This is a genomic window from Flammeovirgaceae bacterium SG7u.111, from assembly GCA_034044135.1.
In the GTDB taxonomy this organism is placed as follows: Bacteria; Bacteroidota; Bacteroidia; order Cytophagales; family Flammeovirgaceae.
In genome coordinates this window covers 18,509-32,543 of the sequence record CP139022.1, presented here as the reverse complement: position 1 = coordinate 32,543, position 14,035 = coordinate 18,509, and the positions used below count along the sequence as shown (strand labels likewise).

General features: G+C 37.2%; 7 protein-coding genes. 3 read left to right on the top strand and 4 right to left on the bottom strand.

All coding sequences use genetic code 11. The features are described from left to right. Positions 1 to 127 precede the first annotated feature (127 nt). Positions 128 to 2,317 carry an AAA family ATPase gene (locus tag R9C00_29600; protein ID WPO38809.1) on the top strand — a complete coding sequence of 730 codons (2,190 nt, stop codon included), beginning with the start codon at positions 128 to 130 and terminating at the stop codon, positions 2,315 to 2,317. Here the strand turns inward: R9C00_29600 and R9C00_29595 are convergent. Next, positions 2,314 to 7,167, bottom strand: a complete 4,854-nt coding sequence (locus R9C00_29595) for a PKD domain-containing protein (protein ID WPO38840.1) — start codon at positions 7,165 to 7,167, stop codon at positions 2,314 to 2,316. The genes R9C00_29600 and R9C00_29595 overlap by 4 nt on opposite strands. A gap of 303 nt (positions 7,168 to 7,470) precedes the next feature. On the opposite strand from R9C00_29595, the gene R9C00_29590 reads away from it, so the two are divergent. Then, positions 7,471 to 8,199, top strand: a complete 729-nt coding sequence (locus R9C00_29590; GenBank protein ID WPO38839.1) for a TolC family protein — start codon at positions 7,471 to 7,473, stop codon at positions 8,197 to 8,199. 2 nt (positions 8,200 to 8,201) lie between these two features. Continuing rightward, entirely contained in the window at positions 8,202 to 9,302 is a 1,101-nt protein-coding gene (locus R9C00_29585; protein ID WPO38838.1) for an endonuclease/exonuclease/phosphatase family protein, read from the top strand. On the opposite strand, the gene R9C00_29580 is transcribed toward R9C00_29585, so the two are convergent. From R9C00_29580 to R9C00_29570, 3 genes are read right to left on the bottom strand one after another with little or no spacing between them, the layout of a single operon-like run. Continuing rightward, on the bottom strand, positions 9,299 to 10,918 hold the full coding sequence (locus tag R9C00_29580; GenBank protein WPO38837.1) for a hypothetical protein: 1,620 nt from the start codon (positions 10,916 to 10,918) through the stop codon (positions 9,299 to 9,301). The genes R9C00_29585 and R9C00_29580 overlap by 4 nt on opposite strands. Before the next feature lie 2 nt (positions 10,919 to 10,920). After that, positions 10,921 to 12,132, bottom strand: a complete 1,212-nt coding sequence (locus R9C00_29575; GenBank protein WPO38836.1) for a hypothetical protein — start codon at positions 12,130 to 12,132, stop codon at positions 10,921 to 10,923. Next, positions 12,129 to 13,628: an O-antigen ligase family protein gene (locus R9C00_29570; GenBank protein ID WPO38835.1), complete on the bottom strand. Its 1,500-nt coding sequence runs from the start codon at positions 13,626 to 13,628 to the stop codon at positions 12,129 to 12,131. The genes R9C00_29575 and R9C00_29570 overlap by 4 nt, the downstream gene beginning before the upstream one ends. Positions 13,629 to 14,035 lie beyond the last annotated feature (407 nt).

Sequence of the window (14,035 nt, the reverse complement as noted above, 5' to 3'; positions counted from 1 at the left end):
GTTATAATTCTGTTAATATAATTTAACAAATAGAAGCACCCCCCTTCCCAGTAAATTGTTTTAAATTACCTCTGGTTTTAGCTTTTGTAGACTACAATTACGGTAATTTATATAACAGATATCGTATATGGATATATTTTATATTGTAAAATTATTATATCGCAGGAGGATATTGTGGATAGGGGTTCCTTTGATCACGGGGGTCATAGCCTTTTTTTTTACCCTTAACCTAGAGAGAACATACCGGTCTTCTGCCCAACTAGCCACTGGATATACTATCACAGATCAGGTTAAGCTCAATGAAGAGCGGTTTAATTTATATGAAATCAATGTAAAATTTGATAACCTGATAGAGACTATCAACTCTCCAATGGTAATTGGCTTGCTGTCTTATAGGTTATTGATTCATGATCTAAAAACAGAGAAGAGTTTTCGAGAATTAACCCCAAAAAAGAAGGCGGAGAACAAGGTTTTAGCTGGTAAGAATTTTAAGGTATTAGCCGATACGATCGAACGGAAGTTGCAAAATATGGAGATGTTGAGTCTCTTTTCCGAAGATGATAAGGTACTACTCGAACTAATGGAAGCCTATGGTTATGGAAGCCGTTCTTTACGAAAAATGTTACGCGTATCGAGAGTAAGGTATACAGACTATGTTTCCATTACATCTTTTTCTGATAACCCAGAGCTATCTGCTTTTTTGGTAAATACCTTGTGCGAAGAGTTTTTGAGATATTATAATTCACTCCGAACACAAAGAAGTTCTGAATCTGTGAAAACATTTGCCCAACTGGTAGAGCAAAAAAAGAAGGAATTAGACTTGAAATCTGAAGCTCTTAGAGAGTTTAAAGCATCAAGCCAAGTGTTTGACATTAACTTGGAGAGTACGAGTAAAATTGAACGGATAAAAGAGCTTGAAACAACTCTAGAAGAAGAAAAAAAGAACCTGAGGGGCTTAGAATATTCTCTAAAATCAGTCAATGCGAGATTGGAGTCTTTTGGGAGTGGTAGTGATATTTTAGGGAGTGACCAGAATTCCGAAATTATAGAAATAAGGAATCGGATAAATGTATTGAATGAAAGATATATCTTGGAAGGCTCTCAAAATAGCACATTACGAGATTCTATTGTTGTATTAAGAAGAGAGCTACAAAAAAAGATTACATCAACAGATACATCATCAGAAGGGTCTGACATGAGTGCTGATGAGCTCAAAAATAGACGTAGAGAGTTAGAGACTCAAATAGCGATTGCGAGGCAGGATGTACAAGAGGTCGAGTCCAACCTGAGGGCAATGAGAAGTACTTTTGGTACTTATGCTTCTAAAGAAGCGCGTATTGCGACCCTAGAAAGAGATGTAACATTGGCAAGTGAAGATTATTTAAATGCCCAGAATAAGTATAATGAGTCTTTAGATGTATTACTTGCCACAACAAGCTCTATTAAGCAAGTGTTGTATGGACAGCCTCCACAAGAACCTGAACCGTCTAAGCGGTTAATGACTGTGGCATTATCTGGTGCAACTAGTTTTGTGCTATGTATACTAGGAATCTTGTTGTTGGATTTTATTGATACGTCTATTAAGACACCTTCGTATTTTGGCAAAAGTGTTCCATTGAAGCTTATCGCTGTAATTAACCGTCTTAATATTAAGAAAACTCAAGGGTTTGAGGATGTTTTCTCCAAATCACTAGAGGGGCAAAACCAGAGCATGGCGTTATTTGTAGAGTCGGTAAGGAAGCTGAGGTATGAAATAGAGGCTACTGATAAGAAGGTTATTTTATTTGTGAGTAGTAGGAAGGGTGAAGGCAAAACGTCCTTGGTACATTCGCTTGCTTATATGTTTAGTAGAAGCAGGAAAAAGGTATTGGTTGTTGATACTAATTTCTCTAATAATGACTTGACTGTGGCGCTGGGGGCAAAACCGGTATTGGAAACAATGATGGAAAAAGGGGATATACAAGCCATGAAAAAGGGCATAATTGCCTCAATAATAAAAGGTATTGACGTATTAGGTTGCGAAGGTGGGAATTACTCCCCATCAGAAGTGTTTCCAGATAATGTTTTTGGAGAAGGAATCAAGGAACTTAAAAAGGAGTATGATTATATTTTGCTAGAGGCAGCGCCCATTAGTGATTACTCGGATGCAAAAGAATTGATAGATTCTGTAGAAGGAGTAATCGGTATATTCTCTTCTAGAACAAGTATTAGACAGAGTGATAAAGAAACAATCAGCTTTTTATCTAAACTAGACATAGACAAAAAGCTGATTGGGGTTGTACTCAATAGTGTAGAAAAGGAAAACCTAGAACACTAATTTGTCTTGATTATCTTTTTTGTGACAAACTTATCACCAAAGGATATCTTCAAGACATACAGGCCTTCTGGTAGTTGGTAAAGGTCGAAATACTTGTTGATTACCTTTCGTGTTTTGTCAATATGATATGCTTTGACAAATGCACCACTGCTATTGAGTATGGTTATATCTACCTTACCAAGGTAGTCATTGCCCAGCTCCAAGGACAAATCGTTTATGAAAGGGTTGGGGTAAGCCAAGATGTCTGTGTCGTTGTCTATCCTTTCGAGCCCTGTCAATACCATATATCCTTTACCCGATACATTCACTACTTTCTCACTAGGAGATGCATTGGAAAAAATAACAATACTTTTGAAATAAGAAACAGTATCTGAAGGGATAAACTTTACCTCTATTTCCTTTTGCTCCCCAGCGCCTAATGTACCCGAATGCCAGTTGCTATAAAATGGGGCAGGAGTAATAATAGAGTCTATGCTCAGGCTGTTCTCTCCTACATTTGCAATAGTGAATTTGGCGCTACTACTATCGCCAAATAATACATCTCCAAACTCTAAAAGTTGTTTATCAACTTTTATCAGCCTAACTACTTCAGTTTCTTTTTTTGTAGAACCGATATCTCCTATACTAAAGAAACTTTGCATTTCTCCAGTATTAGATATTGCTGCTTTTACAAAATAATAGTACTCTGTATCCGCTACAAGGCTTGAGTCAATAAAGGATGATTGGTCAAATAACCAGCTCGATATAAGTTGTGCAGAAGTCGTATCGCTAGAATTACTCCGGTAAATAGCATAATATAGCTTTTTTCCTGAAAACTCAGGCTTGTCCCAGCTTACCTCTATTTTATCGGTAAAACTGGTATCACTTGCAGTAACTTTTGTTGGGATGGGCGTAGCTTCTGTTGGTGGAGGTATTACTATTTGGCTGTCTATGGTAACGGTAAAAGACTGCGTGTCTACGGCTCCGGAATCATCCGTTACAGTGAGAGAAAACTCAAAATCGCCAACTTTAAGCTCTTTTATTATAAGTTTTTCTTTTGTAGGATTGGTAAGGCTTAAGGTATAAGAGCCCGATGCTTGCTCCCATAAGTAGGAGGATATCTCTCCATCAGGATCATATGAGGCGCTGCCATCAATTATTAATGAATCAGCTGGTAGTGTAATGTTATAATTATCATCTAGAACGACTACTGGTTTTTCATTAGTTTTTTTTTTCACAAACTCATACGGACCTATATCAAATGCCCCTCCTTGCGGTCGTGTATTATTATTAAAGTCGAAGGTAACGCCATATGCCGCAGTATTAGTTCCTTTGTCCTCCACTAATGTTTTGAGCTCGGAACTATCGCTTGCTATAAGGTTTGTTTGCTTTTTATCACCTCCTTGTATATCTACATTCGCTATATTATTAATGATCCGACTAGTTCCCTGATTATTAGCCCCCATAATGGTATATCGAGCATTTGAATGGGCAAAGACCATATTATTGATAAAATTGAAACCATTATCATGGATTTTTGCTCCATTTCCTATATAAATTCCATCGTTTACATGATTGCTTGAAGAAGCTACATTTCGGTAAATGTTGTTGTAAAAATTAGCGGAAGTACCTCCTATTAGTGTACCAGGACCTGTGCCATTTTCTATCAGGTTATTGTAAATATGGCTTTGACCATTGTCGTTTGTCGGATATGCCAAGGCAACTTGTAAGCCTGTTTGCTGGTAAAGCTCATCTTGAGTACCATAGTTGTTGATATGGTTATTGTAGATCCTGACATCTCCATAAGCACTTCCTAACTGAATACCATCCCACCCAGCATTTTCTATAATATTGTTATAGATATGAATATCCTTAATTAGATGTCCAAAAATGGTTTCCCCGTTGCAGTCTATACCTGTGTTGGAAAATGTATATCCAAAGTAAAACCCTTCACCGCCAGAGTCGTGTATGTAGCAGTCATGTACTTTTACATTCTGCATTTCAAAGTTTCTCCTCCAAGTTTCAGGGTTATTGCATTTTGGATCTTCCTTGATCATTATCCCGGCAAAACCAGCATTGGCACTTTCAATATGATCCACTTCAAAATGAGTGGATGTGCCTCCAATTCCCAAGTTTATAGCATCTTTACCAGTTCCGGCTATTTTAATTCCATATTTAAAATTGGAATCCCCAGTACCTGTTAGCCTGAAATACCTTGCTTTGAGGATAAAACCATAATGGAATGTTCCATCGCCGATAACCACTTGACCTCCACAGTTTTTGATGGTAATGGGATCTTCTTCACTTCCCTCAAAATTCCACATTTGTATAAATTTGTAATTACCTGCTTGTATACAAATGACATCACCAGGCTGAATATCCATAGTAGAGCCGTCAATATAGATTTGATCTGTTGATTCGCCTAATACATGGTCACACCCACAATCGCCATCCGCATTGAATACATCCACTACAATTTCATCCGTGCCTATTTTTCCCTTATCATCCGTTACTTCAAGCTCAAATACATATTTTCCCGGTACTAAACCCGTTACTTCAGTTTGTGCTTTATCGGGACTTTCAATAGTAAAATCGGCAGGGCCAGATTTTTTGCTCCACTTATAACTTTCTATGCTTCCATCCGAATCGGAAGAAGTGCCACCGTTCAATGTGACTGCTGCAGCTGGGGCGACAATAGAAATATCATTTCCTGCTTTTGCCACAGGGGCTTCGTTTTCGGTAGAGGTTACGGTCACAGTAACCTCGTCCGTATCTGTTTTCCCTTTATCATCCGTCACTTCAAGCTCGAATACGTATACACCCAGCACTAAGCCTGTTACCTCAGTTTGTGCTTTATCGGGGCTAGCAATGGTAAAATCGGCAGGACCAGATTTTTTGCTCCACTTGTAACTTTCTATGCTTCCATCCGAATCGGAAGAAGTACCACCATTCAATGTGACTGCTGCTACTGGGGCAACAATAGAGATATCATTTCCTGCTTTTGCCACAGGAGCTTGATTTGTGTCGGAAGTAGCATTAATTGTTACATTGTCTTTGGCTTTTTTCCCTAAGTCATCTGTTACTTCAAGTTCAAATTTGTAGGTTCCTTCTGTCAAACTACTGAGTGTCAATACAGGCTCATTTACACCTTTTACAGAACTCACACCAGTTTCTATTTCCATGGCAGCCAAATAACCATATGAAGAACCACTAGCTTTATCAATACTGATTACGACTTCACCAGATGCATTTGGAGATACTTCTGTAATACTGATAGTTTGGTCTTTATTACTAGCAGCGTTTAGAGACACGGTTTCGCTACCTATAGTATAGGTAGTGGCTCTATTGTCTGTAACACCAGACCTGCTCCCAAAAAAAGTGAAGTTATATAACTGACCAACTTCGAGGTTGGCTACACGAAGCTTTACGGGATTGTCATTTAGCCAATAGTTGGTTTTCATGACGTTGTCAGGATAAACGCCTGAATCATTGCCGGTTGTTACCCCGAGTGTATTTACATCCCACCATCCCTCAAACATCTGGAGGCTGATATTGGTAGTAGCACCACTTTCCGCTACAAGGTTGCTCATGGTTTGGTTACGAAAAGCATTTGGGGTATTGTTCCAAGGAGTCCCAAGGGTTTCATCCGCATTGGTGAAGTTGATAAGCACTTTAACTCCACTACTGGGCCCACCTGTTTGCTTCCATTGGTATGCGGAGATACTCCCGTCAGAATCATAGCTTTGTGCACCACTGATTTTCACAGTATCTTTTGGTAAGACTACCGTCCTGCTTAGCCCAGCATCTGCAATAGGAGCGACATTGGGTTTGGTAACCGTTATGTCTATCTCGTCAGATTCTGTGATACTATTGGCAGTGACAGATAATTTGAAAGTATATGTTCCTTCTTCTAAGGATTGTGCAACAAGAGTAGCTGTATTTGTTCCGCTTAGTGCGGCGGTAGTTGGTCCATTTACTTGCTCCCATGTGTACGTCTCGCTTCCTGGTTCAGGTACAGAAATATTAGCTTGTATATGTACGCTGTCTTTAGGTTGCTCAATACTTCTATTGCTTCCGGTGCCTACGTAAACTTTATTTTTATTGTATGATAGCAGCCATTCGTAAACATTTGGGTTGTGGAACTGATGGTCTGGTTGGTAGGCTCTGTCCCATGCATTATGAGCAATTCCTGGGTAAAGGGTAAGGAGCGCAAGAGGATCTGGGTTGCATGCATTGATTGAATTTACCCAGTTTTTAGATGCATTAGGTGAAACAGTTCCGTCGTTTTCTCCATGAAAAGCCCATACAGGAAGATTAGCTGATCCTATTTTGCAAGCATTTGCAGCAGTATATCCTTGAGTTGTACCACAAATTGCCGCTATAGCGGCAATTTCTTCAGGGTAGTTTACTGCAAAGTTCCAAGTACCACCTCCTCCAAGGCTAAGCCCTGTGATATAAATTCTATTTTCATCTATTCTGTAGATGTTTTTTACGTGGTCAAATACTTCTTTTACATAATTAGTGGGCCAGTTTCCATAATTACCTTTGAGTTGTGGTGAAATAACAATAAAACTGAATGTTTCTCCATCGACTTCGAAGGTCATCTTGTTTCCATTCTTAATATGTTTCGGAGGTCCATGGGTAGCAACCTTTGTTATGTCGCTGCCTTTTTCTCCAAGGCCATGTAAAAAGATCATCACGGGATAATCTTCACCAGAAGTCGCATAATCCTCGGGTAAGTATTCGAGGTAAGAAGTTCCACCAGAAGTTTGCTTGGTAGTCTGGTTGGCCACGTCTTGGGCCATCAAGTTGTTTGTGTTTAGCAACAAAATAACTAAACCAATGTAACAATACACGGTAGGTATTTTCATAGGAAATAAGTATTTTGTATACATAATTTTTATTAAAGTGTTAGACATATGATTGGAGTTGTTGATATCGATATATATTATATTTTTACTGTGATGTCAACAGGCCCTGGAAGCAAACACATAGCGTTAGTAATCAATTATCCTGCAGACATAAGTCAGAGGGTAGTTATCTTCTTAAAATTGTGAGTAAAGTTGTATTGGAAAGGTTGGTATTAATGCAATCATGACATGCAGCTTTATAACTAATATATGATCAATTTCCGTGCTGTTGTTGTTAATAATTCTTAAAATTAACCATTTAAAATGTTAAAAAACATACATGTCAAAATACAGGTAAAATTTCTATCTGTATTGTTATATTATTGCTTCTTGCCACTTTTGGCCTTTTCTCAAGATGTAGATTACAACAAAATAATACTTCCCGATGAAATAGATTCAGTAGGGATTCAAGAGCACCTTGTGAGGTTGGCTTGGAAAAACAACCCTGGTAATTCTATTTTGGAGAAGCAAAGGCAAATGAAGGTGTACCAAGAAAAAATGCAAAAAAGCAAATGGTTGAACCAAGTTAAAATACAAGGAAACCTCAATGAGGCTACTATAAATCCTCCTGAAAATTTCAACAATAATGTGTTCTACCCTAGGTACAACTTTAGTGTCATGATTCCTTTGGGAATTTTTACCGAACAAAAATATGGTAACCAAATAGCTAAAATTGAAACAGAAATAGCAGCCGAAAACATAAAGCTACAAAAGTTACAAGTAAGGGCCTTGGTTATAGAGCAGTATCAACGGTTCAATATGTATAGAAATCAGTATAAACTAATTCAACAACTGGTAGAAGACGAGTATTCAAAGCATCTGATAGTTGAGCAGAAGTTTAAGAATGGAGAAGTAAGTTTAGATGATTATAGCGAGTCGCTAAAGACTTATAACAACGAACTTCTAAAAAGGTATTCATCCGAAGCAGATTTTCAAATAGCAAAAGCCCAACTAGAAATGCTGATAGGCATTCCACTAGAAGAGGCGTACTAACAATGATAAAAACAAGTAAAAAAAGTATATTGGGATATGTTTTATTACTAGGAAGTATCACGGTTTTAGTGAGTACCATCATTCCTCCTTCCCACTTTTGGCCAGCATATTTTCTCTCTTTACTCATTTTACCAGTAATTGGAGTGAATATATTACTGTTCACCTATTACTTACTGAGAACAAGGTGGTTAAAGTTTATACTAACTAGTGTTTTTTTGTTGTTTTGTTATCCTTTTGTGCTTTCTACCTATGTGGTTAACTCAGCAGATGATGAAGAGCTTGATTCATATAAGTTCAAGGTATTAAGTTATAATGCCAGTTTTTTTAATGTAGGTCCTATTTTTACAAAAAGTTATTATAGCCCAGATCTCCAACAAAGGGGGATACTGCTTAAAGATTGGTTGAGTAAAAACGACGCTGATATTAAGTGTATCCAAGAGTTTTATAATGATGAGAATTCTGATATTTTTAATTCCATAGAAGCCATTACTAAGCGTGGAGGCTATGATTATTTCTTTTTGTCAAAACCTGCTCATAAGAACGGAGTAAAAAGAGGAATGGTGATTTTTTCTAAGTTTCCTATCGTAAATTCTGGTGAGCTTTTTATGAGTAATAACTTATATAATGCATCTGCTTATGCCGATGTGGTAGTCCATTCAGATACTATCCGTATTATTAATACTCATCTACAATCCATGAATCTTAAAGAAGGATCCGCTAGTGCCATCAGAGATAAACTCAGCAGAATTAAGCATGGGGCAATAAGAAGGGAAGATCAACTTAGCCTGATCACGGAGTTTATCAATTCTTCACCTTATGAAGTTGTGTTATGCGGAGACTTCAACGAAATACCTTACACATACTCGTATCTATATATAAAAGATAGAATTGATAATTCTTTTGAAGAAGCGGGAAATGGCTTTGGGTTTACCTATAATGGGAGATCATTATTTTTTCTAAGGATCGATCATCAGTTTCATACCAAGAATTTGAAGCCTACAAAGTTTATTACCTATTCCGATAACTACCTTTCCGCTCATTTTCCTATAGAATGTGAGTATAAGTTACTGAACAAAGAACAGCTCCTCCGAGCGAAAAATTAATTCTTAAGGTAAACCTCAACGACACCAGGTTCATTACGGCGAGGGGCTGTAAACCTGTTGGCTAATTTGTAATGTTCCTTTAGACATTCTTGTACTTTAGGAGGGTAAAAATTGTTTAGCTCAGGAATCTCCTCAAACAAAACCATGTCATATTCCCCGTTTATAATGGTTTGGCAGAGGTATTCAATTTCCCTATCGAACAATCCTACACCTTGGTGGTACCAAAGAGGTTGTTGACTGCTTTTGGGTAGGTCGTATCCTATGGTATGTGCCAAAGGAGTAAGTTCTGACATATTGAGAACCTTAAGATGTTCTCCTTTTTCTTTTACTATTTCTAAGTTCAGTATGTCGATGATTCCTTGCTTGGTTTCTTGGGGCATTTTCATTCCTTTGAAAGCAGCCCATTCGGGAGTGGAAACCCATGGCTGGTTACTTGCTCCCCCCTCTCCTTTTTTTATGTACGAATTCTTTGATACAATCTTAGTGTTCTCTTTTTTCTTGAAAGGGGTGACTTTTGCATAAAAAGGTTGAATAAGTCGCCAATGCGGAGAGCTCCACCACATAAGCAAGCAAAGACTATAGACTATAAGGTTGGGAAAGCGGTCAACGTTGAGCTTAGGTCCTATGAAATGAATGATGTATGCAAATGCAAAGCTATGGAAAAATATATGCCCATTGGCAGGTACGTAGCTGGTAACTTGGAACACAAGGGCCTCCCCTACTATGGCGAATGAAAACAAAGCAAAAAGGAACTTCTGCTTGTCGGCAAGAAAAGTTTTGAAGCTTGTGATTTGGGTAATGAGGATCATAATCATTAGCCCTAGGTAAAATTTTTCCCAAAACGACTTGGCTAAAAAGTCCTCAATTATATCTGCAGCAGATACCCTTGAGTAATGCGGGGGCTGCCCATAGTTGAACCAATAGCCAAAATCGAAGCCTTTAAATATCAATATAGTTGAGGTAAGCAAAATGGCAAAAACTCCTATGTAGTATATAGGAAACATAAAGTTCCTTTCGATAATAGAAGTATAAGCTACAATAGCAAGACAAATTATAAAACCCATTCCTCCTCCATCTTGCTTTGTAAAAAAACAAATGAAGGCAAACACAGCCCCGATTATCAAATACAAAAGCTTTTTTGATTTCTTATCGCTAAAAGCAAACCTGACTATGAAAGCCAAGGAAATGATTTCATACACAATTACCGAATGGTTGTACCAGGGCCAATAATTGAACATCACATAAGAAATGCCAAAGATTATGAGGGCAAGGGCTCTTTCGCCAAAGCTTAGCTTGAATAATTTGAGTATATCTCTAAAAGCAAAAGCCGCTACTATATTTATAAATACTTGGGCTTTTATGAGAGTAATGAGATAAGGACCAAATAGTTTGAAAAACAGAGCAGGTATTACCCAGTACACAACACCCATAGGCAAGCCAAAATCTCTATAAGGCAATTGCCCTTCGTATAGTCTAAAAGCTCCTTCCCACGAAAGGTAGATGTTTACCCTATAAGGCATTTCAGGGAAAACAAGAGGGATAGCTGCAAACCCAATAATGAGTAAAAGCTCAATTGATGTCTTGAAAGTAGTGTTTTTAGTAGAAAGGGTTTCCATTTCTATTGGTAAATCATGTGAATAATAAAGCTGATAATATTGATAACTATAGCATAGCTAACGGTAAACCTAATAAGCCATGTTGGTATTTTTGCAAGGCTATGTACAATCAAAAGAAATAAGATAGGCATAAAATCTAGAGCAAACCTATTGGTATTTACTTGGTGAAACCCGTTGTTATGGTACAGTAGTAGACCTGTAAGAATAATGATGATTGCCACAACGGTAGAAATTACATATCCTTTTTTCCAGTTAGTTCTGAAGGCAAATAACACAAAAGGGCTGGCGCTGATCAAAGATGAGCCAAAAAGATCCATCCCTTTTATATTCAATAGCCCTTCTCCTGTAAAATGGATGTTATGCCCTTTGATGAACATAGTGTAAAAATTAAACAAAAAGTATTTTAGGCTAAATACACCATACTCCTCCACTCTCGCTTTCATTGGTTCTATATATGCGATGTATTCATATCCTGTATTCATAAAATCACCGAATCTTGTATAGTTGTACCAGAAATATATGAATAGAAACATACAGGACGAGAGGGCAAAACTAATTGGGTTTGTGAAGTTGGGCTTTTCCTTTTTTATTTCTTTTTCAATAAGGATATACAAAAATAAAATTCCGGTAAATACGCTCATTTGCCTCGATAAGAAGGCTCCCCCTAAACATATGCCGATAATCCAGCCTCTCCTTTTGCCAAATAGCTCGCTCATGCCTAACAAAATCATGGTAATACAGGAAATATGAGCGAACCCATATACATGATGTGAGGTGATAAGCACAAACCAGTATCCTGTACCAAAAAAGAAAGCTAGTATCATCCAGAGTCGGTTTTCTCCAGAAATATTGAGTCGCTTCAGAATGGTATAAAAAATAAAAAAGTTAACACAGGTAAGCAGCATACAGACCAATACAGGGTTGATGCTCTCTGCACCAAACACAGCTGCAAACGGCAATAAAAAAATAGCTGGAAAGGGTGGGTATGGAAGATAATACTTTCCTTCAAAATGGATAAGATCAAGATAGTGATACCCTTCAATTTGAGGCAGGTACAATTTTCCATCCAATAATGCTTGGGTAAATAGAACGTAGGCATTTACATTACCATGATTATTGAAAATAGCGGGAATATGTGCGACAAAAAAAAGAATGCTCAGCAGCCAAATATGATAAATATTGATATTCTTAAGGTTGATCAAATTCCGTATCATTGTGAAGGTTGGGGTTCAATCGAATCAGGTTTCTTATCAAAGTCAATAAGTTTGACTATACAAGCTAGTAATATCATATAGAATAGCCTATTGGTAAAAGAAAGCGCATATTGGGCGTATTGGGCTACTATAATGGTGAAAATAACTGTTGCAAAGCTAAGGTAATAAGTCTTTATTTTTGGGTCGTAGGACCTATAATATCCTTTAATTGTTGTTCGCATATTTACATAAGCTACTAGTAGCATTAGGAAAAGTCCTATCCACCCTAGTTCCATAGCTGTTTGTAAGTAAGCACTGTCGGGTGGAAATCCTGCTAAGTAGTGGTTAGGGTTGAAAATTTTTCCTGGAACACCGCTGGTCGCTACCCCTCCCCCAAAAGGATGTTCGTAAATATAAGGTTGGATAAAAGCCCTATTCACATCTCGGACATTCAGCGATGCATCTTCTGAAAACTTAAAGGTAGAGCGAATTCGGTTAATCGTTCGGTTTCCATAGAAAGGTCCGTAAAGAATCACTGCCATTACTACTGTAAAAAACGATGCAATGATCAATGTTCTTTTATGCGTAATTGTCATTAGAGCAAATATCACAATTCCAATAGGTACGATTGCATATGCGGTACGGGTACCAGAAAATGCCATGGCGATAAACATGATAAGTGAACTAATAAATAGTCCTATTTTGATTCTGGTTTTAAATGGACCCATAGATAATACCATGAAAAGCAGGCCTGAGATAGCCATAAAGATACCAAAAGAAGTAGGGTCGTTGAAAAAGGAAAACTTCCGAAACCTCCCACCAATAAACACTAGCTTCAAGGCTTTTTCATTTGAATTATAATACCTCAGCTCATAGTTTGTTATTCCTGCAAACTCTTGGTAAAAAGCATAGAATGCAGTTATGAGGGCAACTACCAACCAAAAAACAATAAACTTTTTGAGAAATTTGATATTGTTTAAGTTGTATATAGCAATGAAGTATACAGCTAAAAAAACAGGTATTCGTCTTGCTACACCAAAATACCCTTGATGAGAGTGCATGTTTGTGTTAAAAAATTGCAGCATCATATACAGGGTAAATATAATCTGGACGAAAGTGACAGGATGCATAATGGTTTTAGTGTTCCACCTCTTTTCCCGTAACTGCATACTTATACAACCAATGAAGTTGATCATGATCAATACATCGACCAATACCCCAAAAGGGATAGGTCTTAGCAAATACTTATGGATAGGGTTGCCAACGATAGACACAATAATTGCCAAAGTGAGAGCAAAAAAACTATCTACAAAAGCTAATATAAGTACCAAGCACCCCACAAGGCCTCCTATAATGAATAACCCAAATGTAGATGGGGTTTTGGTGATGATGAAAGTGGTCAATATCGACATCACCAATAACAGGATAAATCCAGTAGTAGATTGAAGCTTTTTTTGATACAGCTCGTCTAATAACCAACCTTTTAGCTTTTCGATTTTTCCTGCTCCAATCAACATTAATTATCTAGAAGAATATGATTTTCAAAAACAAGAGTAATATAATAAAAACAGAGAATGTTGTAACGGTTATTTCCAAAATTCTATCGTTAGAAAACTTATTATCGCTCATATGAAAATACATTGTTTTAAAAAAGGAACCATTCCTTATTTTTTTAATGATAACAGCTATTTTACCTTTATGAAGAGCTCCATAAGTAGCATGCACACTTTCTTCAAAGATATATATTAATAAAAAAATAATAGGCTTACTATTGATATAATATGCATATAACATATCTTTGATTAAACCTTTTCCATATAATAGCCTGCACTTTATTATATCACCTTCTCAATATTTACTATAAAACTCTACTGCATTTACCAGTCAAGCCAGTATGTAATATGCTAAATATCAAGTAGTTTTT